Below are 23125 nucleotides of genomic sequence, written 5' to 3' on the forward strand. Positions count from 1 at the left end.
GAGAACACCCATCTACGCCGCCTTGCCCTCACCAGACGCCGACGACGCCCCCGCCGACCGCGACGACGACTTCCCCGCAACAGCCTTGAACCCCGTCGCCCGAAAGACGTACGTCTGATACTTGAACTCGCCCTGCCCGCCGACACGCGGCTCCGCCGTCAGCCCGTCCAGCTCGATCGGTCGCATCCCCGGCAACGCCTCCGGCGTCGTCGGCACCGGTTGCACGTCCGCCAGGAACGTCACCTCGAACGAGGCCCGCTTCGCCTTCGTCTCGCCCGGGTCCGTCACTGCCGCTCGCCACTGCCGCTTGCCGGTTACCTCATCCACCCGCTGACGCACCGGACGCCCCGCAGCACGGTCCTCCCGCGACTGAAACTCGTTGTCCGGAATAACTTCCCCCACCATCACAAGCCCCTGCGGGAACGCGTCGTCGAAGTCGATCGTGAACCGGTGTCCCTTTTCGATAGCCATAACCGCTAGCTCCCAGTGTTCTTTGTCAGTCAGTCGTTTCCGGCGTCTCGCCGCCGTGGTTCGTCCGTGTCGCTGCGCTCAGCGCTGTCTCTGCTTCGTGGAGTTGCTTGCCCAGAACCGCGATCGCGTCGGAGTCGACGAGCAGGACCACGGGGAACGCCTTGCCGAAGCGGATCTCCGCCCGGTTCGCGTACGTCAGCGCGCGGACGCGGATCGGCAGGTCTGCCGTCACGTGGATCTGGACCGTGTCGCGCATGTCGCCCGCGCCTAAACCACACGCCTGCGAGACACCTGCGCGGCCGGACCGCTCGACCCGCCGCCGAGGGCCGAGGCTGTGCTTGCAGTCGTCATGTCTGCCTCCTTCGGGTTTCTGCCGCCGAGCGAGTCTCGGCAACGTGCCACCCAATCTCCGGCAAAAGACGGGACATGATCACCACGTGGCGGGACATCTTGGGACGTCCCTGGTACGGTCGAAGACGTCCCTAAAAGTCCCAAGGGGGTGCAGATGCCGAACGAACGGCTGCGTGACGCGCTGCTGCGCAACGGGCTCACGCTGGAACAGGTGGCCAAAGCGCTGAGCGTCGACCAGAAGACAGTCGAGCGGTGGATCACCAAGGGCCGCACCCCGTACCCGAAGCACCGGCACAAGATCGCCGCGATGGCGCGCGAATCGGAGACCTACCTCTGGCCGGACTCCGTCGCACCAGAACGCCGGGCCGAGACCGCCGCAGCCGAGGTCGTGAGCGTGTTCCCGCACCGCAACGCCATCCCGGTCGAGCTGTGGGACCGGCTGATCAACGACGCGTCAGAGACCGTGGAGATCCTGGTCCACGCGGCCCTGTTCCTGGTCGAACGCCCGCGGTTCATCAAGGACATCGCAGCCAAGGCCGCGGCCGGCGCGAAGATCCGGCTGGCATTCGGCGACCCGGACGGCGACAGCGTCGCCCTGCGCGGAGAAGAAGAGCAGCTCGGCGACGGGACGCTCCCGGCGCGTGTTCGTAACGCGCTGGCGTTCTACCGGCCGCTCGTCGGCGTCGAAGGCGTCGAGATGCGGTTCCACAACACGACGCTCTACAACTCCATCTTCCGCTTCGACGACGAGATGATCATCAACACACACGTCTACGGGTTCCAGGGCGCGCACGCGCCGTCCCTGCACCTGCGCCGACTCTCCGCCGGGGACCTCTTCGAGACCTACTCGGAGAGCTTCGAGACCGTCTGGAACCTCGCCAAGCCCGCCACCCTCTAGGAGGCACCATATGGCACGCGTCGACTACTACGACGACCCGAACGCTCCCAAAGCGAACAGCATCGCCGTCGCAGTGTCCGCCTTTATCCAGGACAAGGACGGACGGATTTTGATGATCCGGCGGACCGACAATGACCTATACTCAATCCCGGGCGGGCAGCTTGAGCTAGGCGAAACGCTGGCTCAAGCTGCCGTCCGAGAAGTCCGCGAAGAGACAGGCATCGAGTGTGAAGTCATCGATGTTATCGGTCTCTACTCCAACCCCAACCATGTAATATCCTACGACGATGGCGAAGTCCGACAAGAGTTCTCGATCTGCTTCCGAGCAAAACCGATTTTCGGGCAGCCTCGAACAAGCAACGAAAGTCGCGAAGTCGCATGGGTCATTTTAAGCGAAATAGAAAGACTCAACATCCATCCTTCAATTCGACTGCGTCTACACCATGCCCTAAGCATGGAAAACAAGGTGTTCTTTACCTAATTATCAATATTTAGCACGCCGAAAAAGTCCGAGATTCTAGCTACAAACTCAGTCAATTGAGGAGTCGGGCTTTCGTGCCGCCTGGATTCCAAGACCTTAGAAACGAATTCTATTCCATGGTTTGCTTCAACGTCGATGAACCATCTCTCAAGCTCACCGACCGGAACTATAAAGATTCCCAACTCAGCCAGTTCCACGCTTAGCCGCAGGATAGCCACTGCCGCAGAGCCTTCAAAGGCTGAAAAGCCTGACCTCTTTGCTTCCTTCCAGCCATTCATGATTTTAGTGGAGGCGACCAAGACCTTCACGTCTTCGTCTGCTATTCGAGCGCGGTCAGGCCTATCAAGGATTGCTTTAAGCTCTTTCTTCAGGCCTCCAATTGTGGGACTTGCAGACCGATCGACCATCTGGCGCTGAACCAACTTGACATCATCGGAAATACGTGACCATTCACCACCTGCGGCCTCAACTAAACGCTGCATGTACGTAAGATCGTTAAGAAGGTCGATGTCACCTACAACTGCGACCCGGATCCCGAACGAACCTAGTTCACGAACTGCATGAGGAAGCCGAGATTTCCCTCCAACATAAGTGAAAAGTAAGTCATGCTCAGTGCGCTTGTCTAGATATACGTCAATAGCCGATTCGTAGAACCTACAATCCCCATCCGATTCACATATCACGACACCGCGATGAAACAGACTGCTCAGCATTCGAGAATAGCGCAGCAGCGGGTCCTTCCAAAGATTCTCGACACGGTCAGGCGGAAGCGTGCTTTTAGTGCGGATCTTAGATGTCGCCTCGCCCGCGACTCGAATCAGTTTAACTTTCCGGTCAGAATTTCCCGATAAAGCTCCTTCCAGAACCTCAGAGCTATGTGTTGCAATTAATATCTGCCCGTCACGTGGCGTCTCTTCAACCAGGTAGCGTCCAAGCAAGCGAGCTTGCGGAGGGTGCAAGAACGCTTCGGGTTCGTCAATTAGAGTGAGATTTGCACCCGCTGCTATTGCACTCAGTAATATACCGACGAAGCTTTTAATTCCGTCACCTTGCGACGAGACAGGCAGCAAAGACAAGTACTCCTCAAGAAGTTCCCTGCTCGGCGGCGGAGCCTCATCCGCAAGGTTTGGCTTGCCGATCAAGACTTGAGGCGACTGACTAAACCTATTGATCGAAATATCGAAGTCAAAGGCACGCTTTACCATTTTACTAATGGTTTCCTGGAGGCCCAGGTCGTCCCACATCCTATGAATGGGATGCAGTGCCGATGTAAGCGGATCGCGAGCTTGCGCAGGACCCAACAGGCCCATGCGGGATGAGGTGTCGAGATATGATACGAACCGCGGTGCCAGTTGCCCTAATGGCCACCCGGATAGCCAGGCATTCTTCACGCTTTCGTACGTCATAAACTGGGTACCATTTGGTTCCCAGATACCATACTGGCCAGCATAGGCGGTGCCTTCCGGCATTCTTTTGCCAAACAATTGGAACCACTCGTCGAATAATTCCTCATCTTGCTCTCTGTCAACAGTCAAACTATTCAACCATTTAAATTTGGATTGGTCTGGCTCATGCGAAAGCAGCTGGCTGATCTCATTCAGCAGGACGGACTTTCCTGAATTATTCGGTCCGACAATTATGGTTACGCCGTCTTCCGGAATTTCTTCTACGGTGTCATCTTTGAATACCAACTGACGAAGTGAATAGCGCATGCGCTAGGGCTCCATTCATTACTTACCTGCAAGGTTTGCCGAATTTGGCTCTATGGGATCAAGGGCGCACCGCCGGGCGGCGCGCCTGCTACGGCCCGTAGCCCCTCGCCTGGGCGGCCGCCGCGATCCCGACACGGCGGGCTCCCGCTCCGCTCCGCCCACCGGCCGGGCCGCGCGGCCGCCAGCGGTGCCGGACCCCAGCGCCGCCCGCCGACAGCACGCATGGCCCTCGCGCCAGAACCGGACATCCCACCCATGCGGAAACAGTCGCCGATGATCCTCGACCTGTTACGCAGAAGCATCGCCTACAGCCACCCCGAAGCCTGATCGTGACAACGGTCGGTAGCACCGCGTCAAGGCTGGAAAGCGTGCCTTGACCCGGCCCTACCGACCGCGTGTGAGCTTCGTATCGGGGTTGGGGGAAGTATGGGCGGGTAAGATGCGGGCTGAGCGGGCGAGCGTCAGGAACCGTCAGAGCGCATGATCATCTCCCCGGTTTTCCCCCGGAAAACGATCGCGAACGACGAGAATCAGCGACCGAGCATGATCAGCCGCAGAGCGCGCCCGCGCAGGTGAGGACCAAGATCGGCAGATGACGAGAAACAGCCACTGACCTGGTCTTTGTCTCCGTAGGTTCTGGGTTCGAGCCCCAGGCGGCCCACCACTCTCATCGCGCGTTGAACAGCATGAACACCGCCGCGAAGATCCACTTCGCGGTTGTGCGTCCAGGCCGACGTGCTCCGTTTCGCCTCCGTTTGCCCGGCTGTGCCGATGCCGCCGAAAGCCTGCAGCGCAGGTCCAACCGGGTGTGACCGGACGCCCAGGACGGCGGGATCTTGCCCGAGCCGATCAGCCACGGGCCGCCAGCGCATCAACTCGCCATGTTCACGGCGGCCAACCCGGGGCCGGTCGCGAGGCGCCGTCGGCGGTCCGACAGGCCGCTCCGGCAGGCCGTTTCGGCTCCACGCACCGGGAGCTTCGAGCGCGGGCGCGCACCGTGTTGCCGGAGCGGGGACGTGGGCTCGCAGGTGTCCCTGGCGGAGTGCTTCCCGTGCCCGGTTACGCAAGCGCCGACACCCGTTGGGCGTGAGACTGAGCCGCACCCTGCGCCGATGTTTGCCCGGCGATCTCGGTCAGCCAGAGCACATCCCGACTCGGCAGTCCGGCGAATGCCTTTGCCGCCAAGGACTCGTCGACGGCCGTCGTCGCTTCGTCAGCGAAGGGAACACGGCCCCGAGGGTGCCCCAGCAGCGCCGCCCGGCCTCGGCGCCTCCGGCGGCGGCCCGGAGCCGGAGGCGCTCCCGCTCTTGATCCGGGCACGGAATTGGTCAGGAGCAGCGTGCTCGTCCCGGACAGCCACGGAGAAACCGGACCACCGGCGACTGCAGGATCGATTGGCTTTTCGCAGGCATTCCCTGCGGCCATTCGATGGACAAGCTTACCGACGACGAGTTGTTGTCGTAGTTTTTCTCGGCCAGGGTGCGATCGTCGTTCACGGTGTTTACCAGGTCGTAGGTTCCCGAGGGCACGTGCGTGATGTCGAGCCACTGGAAGTCGACGTGGTAGGCGTAGTCGTCGCCGGCTCCGACGGAGATGCCTTCGACCACGTCGAGCGCGTTCGGTTCGTGGTGCCGGCAGTTGTTGGCACGCAACCGTTCTGCCAGTTCGGCGTCCGCTCCGGAGGCACCGGGTGCGTGTTGGAGATCGCCGATGTCCGGCAAGGCATAGCGGTCGCCTAGGCAGAAGCCGTTTTTGCGGTCGGTGACGACCGTCGCGCCGGTTTTCGAGACCAGCGCGAAGTGTTCGAAGTTCATCAGGTGCCAGTGCTGGTGTGCCATCGCCGGTTCGTAGTAGGTGTACCCGCGGGTGGCCTGCTGAGCCGAGGCGTAGTCAGGCGGGATCGATCCGTCGGCCGCGCGGAGTGCTTGGCGGACGGACATTCTGCTGTCTCCGGTACTGTTTCGGTGGCCGTACAGCAGAAGTGGCCCGTCGCCGATGTTCTCTTCCGAGCTGGTGAACCGAAGCCGCACCGCCTTGGCGGCGGCCTCGCCGACACACCGGCCGTTGGGAGCGCTGGGATCCATGACCGGGCACACGTCCCAGTCACCGCACTGCGCGGGATCGCCCGTGTATCCGCCAGGGCACCCCGGAGGTGCTTGGCGGAGGTCCGGAAGGAGCACGGCCTGCGCCGCGTCCACCGGCGGGGCGGACGTGGTGACCGCGGTGAGCAGCAGCACCCCTGCCAGGGCAGCACATTTCGCGAACAAGGCGTACTCGTTTCTGTCGGACTCGATCCACTGAAATCCTAAGTGGACACCGCGGGCACGCCGGGCAGCCACGCGGAAGGTGCACTCGATGGGCTGAGCGGTCGCCACCGCCCGGGCTTTCGCGATAGCGTGCGATGACCTGTCAGGGGAAGGAAATTGGCCGTATGTCGACTACCGTGGAAACGCGCTCCACCGGAAAAGAAAATCCGGGCTTGACTGTTTCTTCGCCGGAGCGAACCGGTTCCAGGATCGTGCTGGTCTGCGGGACCCGGCCGGAACTCATCAAGCTGGCGCCCCTGGTGCGGTGGTACGGCGAGAACTGCGCGATCGTCTACACCGGACAACATTACGATCCGTCGCTCTGCACGCTCCTGGACGCGGGTTTTCCGGCTTCGAGCCGGTTCCACGAGCTGGCAATCGGCAGCGCGCGGCGCGGAATTCAACTCGGCCGGGCGATCAGCGCGGTGGACGAAGTGCTGGCCGCACGCCCTGATCAGGTGGTCTTGGTGCAAGGCGACACCACCTCCGCCCTCGCCGGCGCTCTGGCGGCGAACGCGCAGGGTCTGCCGTTGGTGCACGTCGAGGCCGGGCTGCGCAGCCATGACCGGACGATGCCCGAGGAGCACAACCGCGTCCTGATCGACCACCTCGCCGACCTCTGCTGTGCGCCGACCGGCCTCAACCGGCAGAACCTGCTGAAGGAAAACATTGCCCCGCAACGGATCGCCGTCACCGGAAACACCGTCGTGGAAGCACTTCGGTCCGCACTCCCGTGCGCGGCGGACCGGGCCGCGATCCTGGCGGACCGGGGCCTTGCCGAGGACGGGTACGTGCTCGCCACCATCCACCGGCCGGAGAACGTCGACGATCCGCACCGGCTGACCACGGTCCTGCGGGAACTCGCCCGGCTGCCGTTGCCGGTCGTGCTGCCGCTGCACCCGCGCACCAAACAGAGCCTCGAACGGTTCGGCCTGACCCGTCTCCTGCGGCCGCTTCGAGTGCTCGAGCCCGAGCCGTATCCGACGTTCCTCGCGCTGGCTGCCGCCGCCGCGCTGATCATTTCGGACTCCGGTGGCATCCAGGAAGAAGCGAGCGTGCTCAAGAGGCCGGTGGTGGTGGTCCGCCGGAGTACCGAGCGGCCGGAGATTTTCGGCACCTTCGGCGCGCTGGTCGTCCCGGGGCCGGGGATCGGCACGGAAGCCGCGGCGTGGCTCGACGATGTCGCCGGCCACCGTGAGCGCCTGCGCGACGTGCCCTCGCCATACGGGGACGGCGCGGCCAGCCGGCGGACCGCCGAGGCGATCGAGAAGCTGATCCGAGCGGGGTGAGCCCGCCCCTCCTCAGGCCGGTTCCCCGACCTTCCGCCGTTCGCCGAGGCCGGCGATCAGGTCCGTCACCTTGTTCGCGAGTGCGACGCTGGAATTCCAGCTCGTCACGTCCGGGTAGACGTGCGCGGTGGTCGCCAGCAGCACATTCGTGCCCTCCACCACGACGGGCGGCCGCTGGGCGAGGTATCCCCGCGGGTACACCGGTTCGACGAACGGCGCCTTGAACACCCGCACGTCCTCGATGTCGGCTAGCCGCAAACCGGGGTGCACCCGGAGGAGCTGAGCCGTCCACCGTGCCGCGATGGCATCGTCGGGCTCGCGATAGAGATTCGACTCGCGGTCGGTGTAGTGCATGACGTAAACGAGGTGTGCGTCCTCGTAGCTGCCCGCGAGCGCGGACATCTCGACTACGCCATCGAAGTCCGTGCCGGAGCGCAGCACCGGGGTCCAGTAGTGGCCGGTGAGCGGGCGGCGAAGGAAGAACGCCGCGGTGACGACCCCTTGGTATGCCAGCGCGGTCCTGGGCAGCCGGGTCGCGAGGTCGTCGTCGGCGAGCTGGCGCAACAGCGGCAGCGGCACTGTCGAGACGACCCGGTCGACGTCGAGCGATTCGCCGTCGGCGAAAGTGAGGCGACAGCCTTCCTCGGTGTGGCACAGCCGGTGAACGGGGCTGGACAAGCGAATTGTCCCGCCCGCGCTCTCGATCGACTCGCGCAACGCGTCGATGATCGTCTTGTAGCCGCCGTCGGGGTAACCGCGCGTGGCGACGTTGCGTTCCCGGCCGAGACGCTGCCACAGGTACAGCGCGGGGACGTCTCCGAAGGCGGGACCGAACTTCGAGCCGAACATCGGGGCGAAGAGGTCCTCCCACACGCGCCGTCCGTAGAGACTGCGGAGCCAGTCTTCGGTCCGAAGCGTGTCGAGGTCCCGTCCGCGCCCGAGCTGCCGCAGCAGAAGCGAGACGACGCCGAAGCGCAACCGATCGAAAAACCGGAGCGGGGTGAACCGCAGGAGGTCGAGGGCCGAGTTGAACCGGTGCCGTTCCCCGTCGACGAGCATCCCCATCGTCGTTGTGCGCCACCGCAGCGAGTCTTTCAGGCCCAGCTCGTCCAGCAAGTGGAGCAGGGCGGCGTCGGAGGGCATGACGCAGTGGTAAAAGCGTTCGACCCAGCGGTTCCCGTGCCGGAAGAAGGTGCCGAGGCCACCGAGCTGGTCGCTCCCCTCGACCAGGGTCACGCGGACGCCCCCGCGGGCGAGGCGGTGGGCGGCGGTGAGGCCGCAGATTCCGCCACCGATCACCGCGACGTGGGACAGAGCGGGTGTGGTCGTCACCGGCGAGTCACAACTTTCGGTACGGCGCCGGGCTGAGCCGGTCGCGGGCCAGCAGCTTCAGGTATTGCGCGATCGTCCGTCGGAGCTTCAGTTTGCTCGGCCCCTGTTTGCGGTCGTAACGCAGGGCCAGCGGAACTTCGGTGATCACCGGACGGCAATGGCGCAGTTTGAGCAGCAGCTCGACCATGCAGGCGAACCCCTGCTCTTCGATGAGCCGCTCCCCCCAGTGCGCCGACGCCCGCGCGAGCAGGCTGGCCCGGTAAGCACGGTATCCGCTGGTGAAATCCCGGACCCCCTCGACGGCGAGAGCCCGGTGGAAAAGCTGAGCCGCGCCGCGGGAAAGCAGGCGCCGTACGACCGGGGCGGTCCGGTCGTCGCCGCCGGGCACGAACCGGGAGCAGATAGCGACATCCGAGCCGGCGTCGATTTCCTTCCACAGCAGGCGGATCAGCCCCGGATCGTGCGTGTCGTCGGCGTCCATCACCACGACGATGTCGTCCGGGCCGGCCACCTCCAGCACCGCACGCAGACCCGACAGCACCGCGCGGCCCAGCCCGAGGTTGACCAGGTGCCGCACGATCCGCACGTCCAGGTCGCCGAAACCGGCCTCGGCCGCGGCCACGGTGTCGTCCGCCGAACCGTCGTCGACGACCCAGACGGTGAGCTGCTCGGTGAGCGCCACGTCGGAAAGCCGGCGCAGCAACGGCGGCAAGGATGCTTCTTCGTTGAAGGCGGGCAGAACGACGTGTGCGCGCCCCGCCGTCCGTCCCGTGGCCTGTTCCGTCTTCGTCCTTGTGACCAGGCCCGTGTCTTCCGCTCTCACAAAACCCCTCTCCGGTTCTCGGCGCGATACCGGCCGTCCACCTTCGTTCGGCCGTCAGCTCATATTCGGCTATCTTTGTTGCTTTCTTGAGAGGTTCGCAAAATGCACCGGGAAGGGAGCGCCCGATCGATGCACACGCTGTTTCGGGCCTTCACCGGAACGGGTTTTTCGTGCCCCCTCGATCGAGTGGACTGGTGGCTGTTCCGGGAAAAACCCACTCGATAGAACCGAATTTCCCCCGGGTTGCGGGTTTAGTGGAGGTAGAAACGCGATGGTGATGAAACAGTTTCGTGAAAAAGGGAGACGCCGGTGACGGAGCTGAAGATGCCGGTCTTGGCGCGCATTCCGTTCCAGCGCCGCGGCAGACCGGCGGGCCAGGCGTCCGGCGAGGCCGGGGGCCGTCCGCTGCTGTCCCGCATCAACGCTGTCGCGGTGTTACTGGTCGCGGTTGATCTCGGCGCGCTCCTGATGGCGATCCCACTCACTGATGCCGGTGCCGTGGATGTAGTGGTGGCCGGCCTGACGCTGTGGGGAGCGCGGACCGCGGCGCGGGTACACCGCCGTCGCCTGTGGCTGTCCTGGCTGCAGGATTTTCCGCGTTCAGCGGCCGCCTCGGGGGCGGCGTTCGCACTCCTCACCGGGATCACGCTGGTGGCGGGCCACCGCGGGCCGGGGATGGCCGCGGCACCGTCGCTGGTGCTGGTCTTCGCCGTGGTCAGCGAGTGCGCGCGTCCCTGGGTGTTCGCGATCGGGCGGTGGGGCCGCCGTCGGCTGCGGCGATGCGACCGGGCCATTGTGGTGGGCGCGCCCCATTCCAGCGGCGACTTGATCCGCACCATGCTGCGGCATCCGGAGTTCGGCCTTCTTCCGGTCGGATTCGCCTCTTCGGATCCGGAAGCCTGCCACGGGGAACTCCCGGTCGAACGAATTGGCGAAGATCTCGCCAAGGCCATCACCCGCTTGGGCGCCGGCACCGTCGTGCTCGCACACTCCCGCGCCAGCGACAACGCCGCCGTCGAGGCGGCCATCACCGCGCAACGGCTCGGATGCGTCATCCTGGTGCTGCCCCGGCTTTTCCCGCTCGTGCCGGACGGCACCGGAACGGACCGGCTCCGCAGCTATCCGCTGATGTGGCTGGAGGGCGCACCGACCCGTCGGTTCAGCTGGCGGATCAAGCGGACGCTCGAAACCGCGGTGGCCGCCCTCGCGCTCCTCGTCCTGGCCCCGATCATCGCCCTGTGCGGGCTCGCCGTCGCGATCGAGAGCGGATTCCCGGTTGTTTTCCGGCAAACCAGGGTCGGAGTCGACGGCCGGACCTTCGTGCTCTACAAGCTCCGCAGCGTACGGCCAGCCGCTGTCGACGATTCGGCGACGCGCTGGTCGGTGGCCGGTGACCGGCGGGTCGGACCGGTCGGCAGGCTGCTGCGCCGGACCTCACTGGACGAACTGCCGCAGCTGTGGAACGTCGTGCGCGGCGACATGGCGCTGGTCGGGCCGCGCCCGGAGCGGCCGGTGTTCGTGGACGAGTTTTCCACGATCCACGACTTATACTGGGCGCGACACCGCGTACCGACCGGGCTGACCGGTCTCGCACAGGTCCACGGTCTGCGCGGGGACACCTCGATCGCGGAACGGGCCCGCTACGACAACTACTACATCGCCAACTGGTCCCTCTGGCTGGACCTCAAGATCGTCGTCCTCACCATAGGAGAACTGTTGTGCCGAAAGCAATGCTGACCCGTGCGCGTCGTCGGCCGGCGATCCTGGGGGCCGTGCTCGTCCTGATCGCGGGAGGACTTGCCGGATGCGCCACGAGCGCGGCGCAAGTGACCGCGGCGCCCCCGCCCGAGCCGCTGGCGCCCTGCGCGTGGTGGTACGGCATCGGCCAGCCGCCCTCGCAGAGCGCGCTGAAGCTGGCCGCGCAGCGCTACGAAGTAGTGGTGCTCAACGCCGACCAGACCGCGGCGATGCGCACGCTGCACGAACTCAACCCCAAGATCAAGGTCCTGGTGTACAAGGATCTTTCCAGCACCCGCAACTACCCCGGAGCGGTCGTCGACGGGAAGGACGCGCAGTTCCTGCCGACCGGCATCGGTTACGTCGCGGCGCAGCAGCAGCATCCTGAGTGGTTCGCGACCGACAACCACGGCAACCGGATCGAATGGGCGGGCTATCCCCGGCACTGGCAGATGACCGTCTGGGACCCGGCTTACCAGCAGGCCTGGAGTTCCGCAGTTGTCTCCGAGGTGGCTCAGCAGGGATGGGACGGAGTGCTGGCGGACAACGACTTCAACTCGCTGAGCCACTACTCCGCCGCGGTCCTAGCCGGAACCTCGAGCGCGAGCGAAACCGACCGGAAACTGCGCGACGGCCTCGACGCTTTCCTCTCCCTGGTGGGAGACGCCTTCGAAAAAGCAGGCAAGGAGTTCGTCCCGAACGTGTCGGAGACCCACCTGACCCCGGGCCGGTGGACGGCGCACTCCCGGTTCGGCGGTGCGATGGAAGAGAACTTCGGCTTCCGCGAGGACGCCGGGAGCGGCGGCCTGCTCACCTTCCGGGGCAACGAGTTCCAGGAGATGCGAGCCCAGGCCGCGCTCGGCGAGTCGCTGCTGCTCCTGGTCACCCGGACGCGGACCGAACAACAGGACCGTGCGGGATACGCCAGCGCTGCTTTGCTCGCGGGTCCCCGGACGTGCTGGACGCCGGCCACGACCGACGACTACCGCAACCCGGAGTGGTCCCCTCTGCAGAACAGCGGTCTCGGCGAGGCCGTGGACGCCGCCGGCCGGTTGGCCAACGGCGTCTGGACCCGGACGTTCACCAACGGCTGGGTCGCGGTGAACCCGACCTCGGCCACCCAGACCGTCACTCCTCCCCCTGGGCTCGTCGCCGCGGGCGAGCAACGGCAAGCGGCGCCGTCCGCTTCGCCGACCTCGTCGGCGCCGACCTCCTCGGCTCCGCCCGATCCGGTGCGACTCGCGGCCGCCGACGGATTGGTGCTGGTCAAACCGAGGTAGCGCCTGCTCGGGCAACCAGCGCCGCGTACAGCTCCAGGTGACGGCGCGCGCACGCGTCCGGGGTATGCCGTTCCTGGGCTCGAGCCGCGAGCGAAGCGCCGATCCGGCCCGGTGCCGGATCGGCGAACAGCGCGCGGAGGCGCAGCGCGAGAGCGGGTACGTCGCCCGGCGGGACGAGATAGCGGCAGCCGCCCGGCCCGAGCAGGTCGGCGACACCGCCGGTGTCAGTGGCCACCACGGGCTTCCCGGCAGCCATCGCCTCCGCCACCACCAGCGGCTGTTGCTCCATAGTGGACGGAAGCACCAACGCGTCCGCGTTCGCCAGCAACGTCGTGACGTCCGGGCGGAAGCCCAGAAAGGTGACCCGGCCGCGCAACGGAGGCGCCTGTGCGGCTCGTTCGGCCTCCGCGCGCTGCGGGCCGTCACCCACGACGGTCAGCCGCGCTCCCGCGGGCAGCACCCCGGGTGCGGCGAGCGCGGCGAGCAGGTCGAGGATTCCTTTGCGCGGAACGAGCAGACCCACGAAAATCAGCTGCCGCACCGGTCCGGCCGGCGGGCTCGGCTCGGCTGGTTCGACGCAGTTGCCGATCCGGGCCAGGCGTCTGGCGGGCACCCGCAACCGGCGGCGCAGGAACCGCCCCATCGCCTCGGCGGGCACGATCGTGCGATCGAGCATCCGGGCGACAACCGCGTCGCCGGCGAGCACCGCTCGGGTGTACGCGGAGGGTCCAGTCGCGCGAGGCGCGCCACGGAACCACGGTTCGGTTACGTCGTCGGGGACGCCGTGGTAGGTCTGCACGAGAACCGGCCGCCGGCGAACCGCGCGCAGACCGGCGAGCACGAGTCCCGCGCGCCGGTCCTGTGCGTGCACGATGTCGGGCTCCCACTCCTGGATCGCCCTGCGGGCCCGCGCCGCGGCGGCGAGGTTTTCCTTGTCCGCCACGACAAGCGGCTCATGGTGTGCTCCGAGCGACTCGGCTCCGCGGGCCGGAACCGGGCCGAAAACCCGTACTTCGGCATTCTGGGCGAGCAAGGCCGCGGCGAGCCGGACGGTGAGGTCGACCGGGCCGCCCCGGTCCTGGGTCAGCAGATAGGCGATACGGGTCAACGGGTTCGCTCCGCGGGGGTGAGTTTGTCAACGAGCGCGGTGATCTGGTCGGTCATCCGGTGACGGTCGAAGGAAAGCTCCGCGCGCCGCCGTGCGCGCCGGCCTTCCCGCCGCGCCAGTTCCGGCTCGGCGAGCCGGGTGGCCACGGCATCGGCCAGGAGTGCGAGGTCGCCCGGCGGCAGCACGGCTCCCGCGTCGCCGACGCTTTGGCGCATCCCGCCGACGTCGAAGGCGACCACCGGCCGGGCGCACGCCATCGCTTCCAGCGGCACCAAGGCCATGCCTTCGGCGCGAGAGGGAAGAACGACCACGTCGCCTGCCGTGTAGAACGCCGCCGGGTCGTCGGTGTGCCCCATCCACCGCACGGATTCGTGGGCGGCGACCGGGTGCTGTTCCCGCCAGACCGGGCCCATCGGTCCGTCGCCGACGAGCACGAGCCTCGCGTCCGGCACCCGCCGGAGCACCTCCGGCCAGGCCGACAACAGCTGATCCTGGCCTTTCAGCTCGGCGAGCCGGCCGAGACAGACGGCGATCGGCGTGTGCTGGGGCAGGTTGAGCTCGCGCCGGGCCGCGACGCGGTCGCCGGGGGCGAACCAGACCGTGTCGACGCCATTGCAGACGACTTCGGCGTTGGCGGTGATGCCCGCGCGCTGTCCGGCCGCGAGTTCGTCGTCGCTGACGCACACGACGAGATCGGTCCAGCGGGAGGAGATCCGCTCCCACGCGGCGGACATCCGCCGAAGCGGCCCCCGGGCGGTCTCGAAGGACCACAGATGCGGCTGGAACACCGTCGGACGGCTGCCGCGCAGGGCGAGCCGGCCCGCCAGCCCGGCTTTCGAGCTGTGCAGGTGCACGACGTCGGGTGCCAGGCCGGCCAGGATCCGGTGCAACCGCAGTGTTTCGGTGAGCACGCTCGGCCCGGGAGAACGGGTCGCGGTCCAGGCACAGACTTCGATCCCGAGGTCGCGAGCGCGCGCGGCGAGCCAGCCCGAAGAAGGACATACCACCGTCACCGACCAGCCGCGATCCCGTTGCGCCACAGCGAGTTCCAGCACGACCACGGCGACCCCGGCGGATACCGGCTGGGAAACGTGCACCACTTTCACCGGTACCCGCCTCGGCGCACTGCGGCCAGTTCACCGCGCTGGAGGAGCAGCGTCGCCCCGGCATAGCCGGTGACCAGCAGCACGGCTTCGGCGAGGAAGCCGGCCAGCGAGTCCCTGGCTCCGAAGACCCCGGCGTGGGCCAGCGCCAGCGTGGGCGCCGCGCTGGCAGCCCCCGCGGCCAGCACCCGGAGGGCCATTCCCGCGAGTTCGGCCGAGGGCGGTGCGACACCGAGTTTCCGCAGCGTGGCCCAGGAAAGCGGGACGGCCAACCAGACCGCGCCGAACTGGACCGCCGCGACAGCGGTGATTCCACTGTGGACAAACAGCGCCAGTCCCAGCGCGAGCAGTGCCAGGTGGGTGCTTTCCAGGGCCAGGTACCGCCGGGCATTCCCGGTGGCTTTCACCGCCTGGTACCAGATCTGCAGCAGGCACAAGCCCATTCCGTAGCCGGCCAGCAGCAGAAGCGGGCCTGCCGAGTCGCTCCAGCGCGCGCCCAGCAGCACGATCCGGTCGGAGAGAACGGCCAGCGCGAGGTACAGGCCGCCGGTGACCACGAGCACCGCGCGGGTGAACCGCGTGACGGTTTCGGCCAGCGGAGCGCCTTCCCGCCACAACCTGGCCAGCAACGGAAAGGCCACCGCCCCCAGTACGACCGCCACCATGATGTAAGGCACCCAAGCCAGGCGGTAAGCGAGGGAGTAGACCCCCACAGCGGCCGGGCCGAGCACATGCCCGACCGCCAGGTAGTCCAGGTTGACCAGCAGCGCCCCGACGACGGCCGCGGGTCCCACGACCGCGATCCAGCTCGCGGCTTCCGCGGCCGCCGCGACGTCCCAGCGGGGCCGGACGGCACCGCCGGCCAGCGCGCCCAGCAGCGGTTGCGCCACCGCCGTGCACACCAGGCCGATCACCAGCGCGGCCGGGCCGACGCCGCCGAGGGCGAGCACGATCGTGACTGCCGCGCCCAGCACCGCGCTGCCGCCGTCGGGCAGCAGCCGCCGGCGGAAGTCCAGCTCGCGGTGCATCAGTCCCATTTGGACTCCGCCGACGGCCGAGAACGGCAGCCCGACCGCGGCCAGCCGGACCAGCCCGGCGGCATCCGGGGTCCCGAGCAACGCGGTGATCGGGCCCGCGGCGGCCACGAGCACGGCGGCCAGCAGCACCCCGGCCGCCGCGCTCATCGTCAGCATGGTCCCGGCCATCCGCCGGGGATCCCGCCGGGTCCGGCTGATCACGTCGTAGACGCCGATCGACTGCACCACCTGGCCGAGGTTGACCAGCGACACCGCCAGGGCGACCGCACCGAGCTGCGCCTCGGCCAGCACCGCGGCCAGCACCAGGGTGACCAGCATCTGGCTGCTCTTGCTGACCAGGTTCGCCGCGCCGAGCCACAACGAACCCCGCACCGCCCGGGTTCTGAGCCCACTGCTCATCCGTTGCCTCCGGCTGAAACCCGCGCGCGCGACAGGCGGACCGCGGCGAATGCCACCAGGCACCAGGCCGCGACCACGGCGACGCCGTCGAGGGTGACCGCGGCCCGGGCGCCGAGCGTGGCCACCACGACCGAGTCCACGAAGTGCAGATGCGCGAACGGCACCGCCAGCGCGAGGACCCCGAGCAGGGCAGCGTCCCGATGCGGCCGTCGCCGCGCGACCACAGCCACCAGCGCGACCACAGCCACCAGCGCGGCCACAGTCACCAGCGCGGGCACGGCGATCAGCACGTCTCCGGGTTGATGCACCACACACACCACGACCGCGAGACAGGTGAGCAGGTCGGCCAAGGGGACCGCACCGGCGCGGTCGAGCCGGCGCACGAGCACCGCGCTGACCACCAGCACCCCGGCCAGCACGACCAGTTCCCCGCCGGCCGGCGCCCAGCCGGTGAGCCGGAACAGCACGGCGGCCACGTCGATCCGTTGCGAGGTAAGGGAATCCACAGCGCCGTAGTCGGTGGCCCTGGCGTGGGCGAGATTTCGCATGACGACGTCGAGAAACGCGCCGACGCCCCCGCCGCGGACGACCAGCACGAGCACCACCGGCAGGCTCGCGAGCGCTGCCACCGCGGTGCCGGCCACTGCTACCCGCCGCGAGCCTCGCGCGAACAGCAGAATCGCCAGCGGGAAGCCGTACTGCGGTTTCAGCCACGCGAACGCGAGGGCGACGCTCGCCAAGCCCGGGGCGTCTTTCCGAGCCACGAGCGCGCCCGCCACACCGAGCGCGATGAGCGGATTGATCTGGCCGACATAGAGCTGTGCTTTGCCGACCTGGCTGGTCACGAGCAAGGCGGCGACGACGATCGCCGTGGTCGCGAACGGAACGGGGACGAACCGCCGGACGGCGTGCGCGGCCACGGCCGCGAGCGCGCACAGCAGCAGCAAGTTGAGCACGGTGAAGGCCACCGCGCCGGGCCGGTATCCGGCCAGCACGAACGGCGCGTGCAGCAGAAGGTGGTACGGCTGGTAGAGGTTGAAGTCCTGGCGTACTGGCCAGTGCGCGAACATCGTGGCGGGGTCATAAGGATTGCCGCCGGCCAGGAACTCGCGGATCGGGAAGTAAAGCGCGTCGCGGAAATCCTGGAGCCGTTCCTCGGCCCGGTTCGCCGAGGTCGGCAGCGGAACCTGCCACGACGGCGCCAGCGCGTGCCAGGCACTGACCGAGCCGACCGCGACGGCGACGACCAGGATGGCTCGATGCGCCAGGTTCAGGGCGGCGGCCCGGTCGCGGCGGGGAAGGCCGAGCCGCGATCTTTCCTCCGCTCCACCGGCCGCGAGTTCGGTGCTGCGTCTCAGTTGCACGCCACCACCACCGCTACGAGGACCGCGCCGGCCGGCAGGACGCTGAGCGTCGCCGTGAGTTCCGGGTGCCGCTGGCTGTCCGCGACCGCCACCACCGCGGCGCTTCCTTCGTCCGTCTGGTCCTGCGGGAGCGCGGCCGCGAGCTTGGCCGCCGTTTCGGCGAGTTCCGGCGCGACCGGAACCACGCGCAGCGGCAGCCCGGCCGCGCGACCCAGCGTGGCCAGCTGATCAGCCGTGGCCGGATCGTCGCCGCGCAGCACCGCGACCGGGCGATGGACACCGGCCGCGGCGAGCGCGCGGCGCACGGAACCCGAGCCGCCGCGCGGCCGCGCCGCTTTCAATCGACCGGCGACGACGATCGCGACCCCCGTCGCTACGGCGGCGACCAAGGCCAGCCCGGCCACCAGTGGCACGTCCGCGTCGCCCTCGATCACCTCGGGCCGGGGGTCCAGCACGCGCAAGCGGGCCACGGGCGCGAGCAGGTCGGCGTTGACCATCGCTTTGCCCAGCGCCTCCGCGATGGTGCTCGCTTGACCCGCCAAGGGTGCCCGGACCGACACCCGCACCAGCGCGGACGCCGGCACCAGCTCGACCGAGATCCGGGGACCGAGCTCGTCCGGGGAGTATCCGGAACCCGGCGCGACCGACCGCAGCACCGAAGGACTTCGCGCGAGCTCGACCACCGCGGGCATCGCCAGGGAGACGACTTCGCCGTACTGCGCACTGGTCTGGTTCACCGGTTCGGCCAGCAGGCTTACCCGGCCTTGATACGTGCCGCCGCGCAGCAGGCCGACGAGCAAGACCGCCAGCCCCACGATGAGCGCGCCGGCGACCGCCACCGCCGTCGAGCGGGAAAACTTCGTCACCGCGTGCCTCCGAGGGAGGTGCGCAGCAGTTCGTCATAGGCCTTCATGAACGGGTGCGGGTCATACTCGCGCTCGATGGTGCGCAGCGCCTCGGCGGCGGCGATCTCCCGGGCGGCGGGATCGAACAACAGCTCGCTGAGCGCCTCGGCGGCAGCCGCCGGGTCGTCCGGCGGGACCACCCGCCCGCCTCCGCCGGAAAGCACGCCGCGGACGCCGCCGACGTCGGTTGCGACGACCGGTCGCCCGGCGGCCATCGATTCGAGGACGGCCAGTGGCAGACCTTCCCAGTCGCTGGTCAGCACCGTGAGATCGGCGGCCGCGAGCAGATCGGCCACGTCCTGGCGAGTGCCGAGAAACCGGACCCGGCCGTCGCACGCCTCGGCGCGGCGCTCGAGTTCGGCGCGCAGGCTCCCGTCGCCGGCCAGCCACAAAACCGCGTCACCGTCGAGCCGGGCCCAGGAATCGAGCAGCACGTCATGGCGTTTCTGCGGTTCCAGCCGGGCGAGGCAGAGCGCGACCGGCACGTCGTCGGCGACCCCGAGCGACGCCCGCGTCTCCGCCCGCCCGAAAACCGGCGGCCGCGTGAAAACCGCGTTGCGTATTTCCACCGGCGTGTCCACGCCCGCTTCGACGAGCCGGGCAGCCGTGGCCGAGGAGACGGCGACGACCCGGTCGGGGGTGTACCGCAAGATCCGGGCGGCCGCGGGGAAGTCTTCGTCGGCGACGCCGTGGAAAACGGTCAGCAAAGGCATTCGCTTGGGCAGCATCGCCAGGCGGGCAACCAGGCTCGCCCCGACATTGTGGGCCAGCACCAGGTCCGGCCGGAACCGGGCCGACGCCGTGCGCACCGCGGCGGCGGCCCGCAGCACACCGAGCTTGCTGCGCCGCGCGAGCGGAACCGGGAACGTCGCCACGCCGGCCGCGGCCAGTTCGTCGGCCCGGAAGCCGCCGCCGCTGGCGACCGCCGACACCCAGCCGTAATCCTGGCCGCGGACCGCCATGCCCGCGACGATTGTCTCGGCCCCGCCGGCCCCCATCTCACTGATCACGTGCAGGACACGCATCGGCACCAGCCTTTCCGGTTCGGATTCCGGCCGCGACGCCGAGCGCGGCGAGCGACCACAACGGCAGGTAGTACTGCTCGGACAGAAACGCGGAAGCCACCAGCACAGCGAGCAGGGCGGCCTGGATCACGATCGCCTCCGTCCGCGCGGGGCTCGGGCGATCGGCGCACCGGACCGCCCGCTCGCTTCCGAGCACGGCGGTGCCGAGCACGCCGGCGAACAACGCGAACCCGGGCAGGCCGAGTTCGGCGGCCACCTCGAGATACATGTTGTGCGCCACCGGGGTCTGCTCGTCGATCTCGGCGTTGTGCGAAGCGGCGGCGTACTGCGTCCGGAAGGAACCCGGGCCGACGCCCAGCACCGGATGCGCGGCCACCATCCGGGCCGCGGCCTGCCAGCGCAGTTCCCGGGTGTCCACATTGGTCGCGGCGATGAACGTCTTCTCCTGCACCGCCCGCTCAAGCCGCGGTCCGGCGAGCAGCAGCACAGCGAGGCCCAGCACGACGACCGAAGCGGCCGCCGCGGCGAGCACTCGCCACGGAAGCACGCGGCGCACCAGCAACCAGGCCAGCGCGGCAGCCAAGGCAAGGGCGCCGCCCCGGGAGAACGTCGCGACCGCACCGCCCACCAAAACGGTCCCGGCGAGCGTGATCGCGAAACCGCGGAAACGTGAAACGGCAGGGGTCAGAAAGAGCAGGGGAACCGCGGCCACAAGGAAATAGGCCAGATCGTTCGGGTCGGGTTGCGGACCGCTGGCTCGCGTATTCCCCTCAACGAGCAGGCTGTACAAAGCACCGGCACCCGCCACGGTCGCCCCCGCGACCGCCGCGAGCAGCAGCCCGCGAAGGGGGACCTCCCGTCCGGCGATGTCCGCCAGCACCGCGGTGAGCAGCAGGAACGGAAACCAGCGCAAGGTGTATTCGGCGGTGAACGGTTCCGCTGAGTGCACCGCCGCGGTGGTCGCCACGACCGCCCCGAGCGAGGCGAGCACCACCTGCAGCGAAGTCAACTGGGGAAGCGTCCGCTGCCGGATCCGAAGCGCCAGCCATCCGGCGATCAGCAACGCGGGAGCGACCTTGCCCGCCTGCGGGTGCACGGCAGTCAGGTAGCCCTCCACCGGCGCCAGCGCCATGGTCGCATACGCGACAACCCGAAGCGCTGCTGCGAGCGGGTCGCGCTCGGTGGGCAGGACGACGGTGAACGCGTTCATCTTCCCCGGTCCAGCCGAGCGGTAGAGCGCTCGCGCCGCACCACGCTCCGGCGGACGTACGCACCGGTGCCGACGACCTCGAACTGTTCGCACATCGTACGCAGCGCCCAGCGCACCAGGGCGGTCTTCCGGTTTCCCCCCGTCATTCCGGGAAAGAACTCCATCCCGGGAGCCTCGCTGGCCTCGAGCACATCCGTCGGATGCAGCAACAGAGACGGGGTGACCCCACGGGCGAGACAGAGCCGCAGCGCGGTGCGGAAATACCCGCGAGCCAGCCGCGGAGAGATCTCGTTGAGCTGGACGAGATAGGAACCGTGGATCGGGGTGCGCAGCAAAGGCATGGTCGTCACCGGAAGCTCGACCAGCGCGTTGCCTTCGGCCGTTCGCCAGCGGTACGGGTGCACCGGCGCGAGAACCCGCGAGAACCCGCCGAACAGCTCGCCGCGGCCGTCGTCCGCGGCCGCCGCGGACACGCCGCGGTTGTGGTAAGCGCGCGCCAGCGGGCCGATCCAGGTGGGCAACGTACTGGCGTCGTAGGAATAGCCGCGTTCGATCAGCAGCTCGATGAGGTCGAGGGTGACGCTGTAGCCGGGTCCGCGGAAGCCAGAAGGTTTCGGCGCGCCCGCTGACACGATCGCGTCCTCGGTCCGGCTCAGTTCTTCGCCGAGCCGGTCGCGGGAGTACCGGTGCAGCCAGGGCTCGTGGCCGAAGGAATGGTTGGCGATCTCGTGTCCGGCCGCCACGATCTCGTTGACGGCCTTGGCCCCGTCTTCGCGGACGGCGTCGGCGCCCACCACGAACACCGTCGCCTTCAGGTGCTGCTCGCCGAGGACGTCCAGCAGCCGGGGCACGGCCGAGGGAAGAAAACTGGGGTAGTCCCGCCAACCGGGATCCCCGTGGGTCTTGAGATAAGCCCACAGATTGTCCAGGTCCACCGAAACGGTGGCCAACGGCCGGCCGGTCATGCGGTTTCCCCGGCGACGTCTCCGGTTCGCGCGCCCGCCCGGCCCTGAGAACCCAGCAGCAGCACCCCGGCCACCACGACAACGAGACCGAGAGCGACCCAGGGGCCGCCGCCGTCGACCACGCGATCGCCCAGCACGGCGATTCCGGCGACGGCGGACAGCACGATCGTGGTCGCGTCCGCCGTGGCCACCACGGCCGCGGCCGGACCGCGTTGAAGCGCGACCGCCATCGACGCCTGGCCGAGGATCGCACCCGCGAGCACCAGCCAGGTGAGCGGATTCGCCGGCAACGACAACAGATCCCGATGGGCCAGCGTGCGGCTCGCCACCGCCACGACGGCGAACGACAAGCCGGACAGAACCGCCGGCGCCGTGAACGTCGTAGTCCGGCCCGCCGGGATCATCGCCAACCCGATGCCCACGACCGCACCGGCCACGACGATGGTGCCGCCCAGACCAAGGTCCCCGGCTGTCGAGGGAACCGAAACTCCGGCCAGCAGAACCAATCCCGCGGCGAGAAGCATCAATGTCAGGACTTCCGCGGGCCGGATGCGCCATCCGAGAACCAGCACGCCGAAGACGGTGGCCAGGCCGATCGCCGAGGACGAAGCGGTCTGCACCAGATAAAGCGGCAGCGAGGCGCGGGCGAAAAACGCGAGCGCGAAGCCACCGGCCTGACCGGCGAACCCCACCAGGTAGAGCGGATCGGTCGCCAACCGGACGAGCAGTCCGACCCCGGCTCCAGACGATTCACCGGCACGGCGGGCCGCGACGCTTTGCGCGACGATTCCTACCGCGTACAGCACGGCAGCGGCCGCCAATATCTGATAACCCACTACGCATGACTCCTTATCCGCATACCGCTTGACCGGACCGGAGGCGACCGGTCACCGCGATGCCGAGAAGCACATTCAGGGGGCAGGAAACGGGTGTCACGCTCGATTGACGGAGTCTGGCCGTGCGTTACGAACCGAACTGACTTCGCAGGGCTGTGTACACCAGATCAGGATGCTGCTTCGATCAGTCACGGAAAACGGCAACTGCGCGGAAGCCAATCCCGCGACCGTCTTCCTGGCCGAAGCCTGTCCGCCGTGGATTGTCTTTCCGTTCGACCCGGCCAACGGCGCCGCGAACGAGGGCTCCAGCGACGGGCCCTGTCGTGCCGGTGGGGCTGGGGCACCCGGCCAAGTGCGTACCAGCCCCACCCGCGTCGACATGGTCATGCTCTCCGGCAGGCCCGGACCGGGATCGGGGAGCCGAACCCGGGCCCGGTTCCGAGCCGCCGAAGACACTCGCACCACTGAATCCCAGGCCCCGGCCGGTCGCCCA

The 23125-nt window shown here is 68.1% G+C and carries 20 protein-coding genes; 5 read left to right on the top strand and 15 right to left on the bottom strand.

All coding sequences use genetic code 11. The annotated features are described in order from the left end of the window. Nucleotides 1-12: 12 nt before the first annotated feature. On the bottom strand, nt 13-471 hold the full coding sequence (locus tag ACZ63D_RS17965; RefSeq protein WP_465355406.1) for a hypothetical protein: 459 nt from the start codon (nt 469-471) through the stop codon (nt 13-15). A 25-nt stretch (nt 472-496) separates the two neighbouring features. Continuing rightward, entirely contained in the window at nt 497-727 is a 231-nt protein-coding gene (locus ACZ63D_RS17970; RefSeq protein WP_451991070.1) for a hypothetical protein, read from the bottom strand. Between the two features lie 249 nt (nt 728-976). On the opposite strand from ACZ63D_RS17970, the gene ACZ63D_RS17975 reads away from it, so the two are divergent. Together ACZ63D_RS17975 and ACZ63D_RS17980 are read left to right on the top strand one after the other, a co-directional pair. Continuing rightward, complete coding sequence (locus ACZ63D_RS17975; RefSeq protein WP_465355407.1) at nt 977-1720, top strand: helix-turn-helix domain-containing protein; 744 nt, start codon at nt 977-979, stop codon at nt 1718-1720. A 10-nt stretch (nt 1721-1730) separates the two neighbouring features. Continuing rightward, complete coding sequence (locus ACZ63D_RS17980) at nt 1731-2201, top strand: NUDIX hydrolase (RefSeq protein WP_465355408.1); 471 nt, start codon at nt 1731-1733, stop codon at nt 2199-2201. On the opposite strand, the gene ACZ63D_RS17985 is transcribed toward ACZ63D_RS17980, so the two are convergent. Beyond that, complete coding sequence (locus ACZ63D_RS17985; protein WP_465355409.1) at nt 2198-3913, bottom strand: ATP-dependent nuclease; 1716 nt, start codon at nt 3911-3913, stop codon at nt 2198-2200. The two genes, ACZ63D_RS17980 and ACZ63D_RS17985, sit on opposite strands and share 4 nt — an antisense overlap. Before the next feature lie 1328 nt (nt 3914-5241). After that, nucleotides 5242-6150 carry a lysyl oxidase family protein gene (locus ACZ63D_RS17990; protein WP_465355410.1) on the bottom strand — a complete coding sequence of 303 codons (909 nt, stop codon included), beginning with the start codon at nt 6148-6150 and terminating at the stop codon, nt 5242-5244. 242 nt (nt 6151-6392) lie between these two features. On the opposite strand from ACZ63D_RS17990, the gene wecB reads away from it, so the two are divergent. Beyond that, on the top strand, nt 6393-7508 hold the full coding sequence (gene wecB / locus ACZ63D_RS17995; RefSeq protein WP_465355411.1) for a non-hydrolyzing UDP-N-acetylglucosamine 2-epimerase: 1116 nt from the start codon (nt 6393-6395) through the stop codon (nt 7506-7508). 12 nt (nt 7509-7520) lie between these two features. Here the strand turns inward: wecB and ACZ63D_RS18000 are convergent, their stop codons facing one another. Beyond that, on the bottom strand, nt 7521-8840 hold the full coding sequence (locus ACZ63D_RS18000) for an NAD(P)/FAD-dependent oxidoreductase (protein ID WP_465355412.1): 1320 nt from the start codon (nt 8838-8840) through the stop codon (nt 7521-7523). A gap of 7 nt (nt 8841-8847) precedes the next feature. After that, entirely contained in the window at nt 8848-9663 is an 816-nt protein-coding gene (locus ACZ63D_RS18005; protein WP_465355413.1) for a glycosyltransferase, read from the bottom strand. Nucleotides 9664-9972: 309 nt separating this feature from the next. On the opposite strand from ACZ63D_RS18005, the gene ACZ63D_RS18010 reads away from it, so the two are divergent. Continuing rightward, complete coding sequence (locus tag ACZ63D_RS18010; protein ID WP_465355414.1) at nt 9973-11400, top strand: exopolysaccharide biosynthesis polyprenyl glycosylphosphotransferase; 1428 nt, start codon at nt 9973-9975, stop codon at nt 11398-11400. Continuing rightward, entirely contained in the window at nt 11382-12680 is a 1299-nt protein-coding gene (locus ACZ63D_RS18015; protein WP_465355415.1) for a putative glycoside hydrolase family 15 protein, read from the top strand. The genes ACZ63D_RS18010 and ACZ63D_RS18015 overlap by 19 nt, the downstream gene beginning before the upstream one ends. Here ACZ63D_RS18015 and ACZ63D_RS18020 read toward each other — a convergent pair. From ACZ63D_RS18020 to ACZ63D_RS18060, 9 genes are read right to left on the bottom strand one after another with little or no spacing between them, the layout of a single operon-like run. Continuing rightward, nucleotides 12667-13788 (bottom strand): glycosyltransferase family 4 protein, encoded by a 1122-nt coding sequence (locus ACZ63D_RS18020; protein WP_465355416.1) that lies wholly within the window; start codon nt 13786-13788, stop codon nt 12667-12669. The two genes, ACZ63D_RS18015 and ACZ63D_RS18020, sit on opposite strands and share 14 nt — an antisense overlap. Beyond that, on the bottom strand, nt 13785-14894 hold the full coding sequence (locus tag ACZ63D_RS18025; RefSeq protein ID WP_465355417.1) for a glycosyltransferase: 1110 nt from the start codon (nt 14892-14894) through the stop codon (nt 13785-13787). Before ACZ63D_RS18025 ends, ACZ63D_RS18020 begins: the two co-directional genes overlap by 4 nt. Next, on the bottom strand, nt 14891-16327 hold the full coding sequence (locus ACZ63D_RS18030) for an oligosaccharide flippase family protein (RefSeq protein WP_465355418.1): 1437 nt from the start codon (nt 16325-16327) through the stop codon (nt 14891-14893). The genes ACZ63D_RS18025 and ACZ63D_RS18030 overlap by 4 nt, the downstream gene beginning before the upstream one ends. Beyond that, nucleotides 16324-17691, bottom strand: coding sequence for a glycosyltransferase 87 family protein (locus ACZ63D_RS18035; protein ID WP_465355419.1), 1368 nt, complete (start codon nt 17689-17691; stop codon nt 16324-16326). Before ACZ63D_RS18035 ends, ACZ63D_RS18030 begins: the two co-directional genes overlap by 4 nt. Continuing rightward, entirely contained in the window at nt 17682-18557 is an 876-nt protein-coding gene (locus ACZ63D_RS18040; protein ID WP_465355420.1) for a hypothetical protein, read from the bottom strand. Before ACZ63D_RS18040 ends, ACZ63D_RS18035 begins: the two co-directional genes overlap by 10 nt. Beyond that, nucleotides 18554-19621: a glycosyltransferase gene (locus ACZ63D_RS18045; protein ID WP_465355421.1), complete on the bottom strand. Its 1068-nt coding sequence runs from the start codon at nt 19619-19621 to the stop codon at nt 18554-18556. Before ACZ63D_RS18045 ends, ACZ63D_RS18040 begins: the two co-directional genes overlap by 4 nt. Next, nucleotides 19596-20831 carry an O-antigen ligase family protein gene (locus ACZ63D_RS18050; protein ID WP_465355422.1) on the bottom strand — a complete coding sequence of 412 codons (1236 nt, stop codon included), beginning with the start codon at nt 20829-20831 and terminating at the stop codon, nt 19596-19598. The genes ACZ63D_RS18045 and ACZ63D_RS18050 overlap by 26 nt, the downstream gene beginning before the upstream one ends. Next, the gene (locus ACZ63D_RS18055; RefSeq protein WP_465355423.1) at nt 20828-21796 is read right to left on the bottom strand and encodes a polysaccharide deacetylase family protein; all 969 of its coding nucleotides are present in this window, start codon (nt 21794-21796) and stop codon (nt 20828-20830) included. Before ACZ63D_RS18055 ends, ACZ63D_RS18050 begins: the two co-directional genes overlap by 4 nt. Continuing rightward, nucleotides 21793-22632: a hypothetical protein gene (locus ACZ63D_RS18060; RefSeq protein WP_465355424.1), complete on the bottom strand. Its 840-nt coding sequence runs from the start codon at nt 22630-22632 to the stop codon at nt 21793-21795. Before ACZ63D_RS18060 ends, ACZ63D_RS18055 begins: the two co-directional genes overlap by 4 nt. Between the last annotated feature and the right edge of the window lie 493 nt (nt 22633-23125).

It is taken from the genome of Amycolatopsis sp. NPDC104775, from assembly GCF_055583325.1.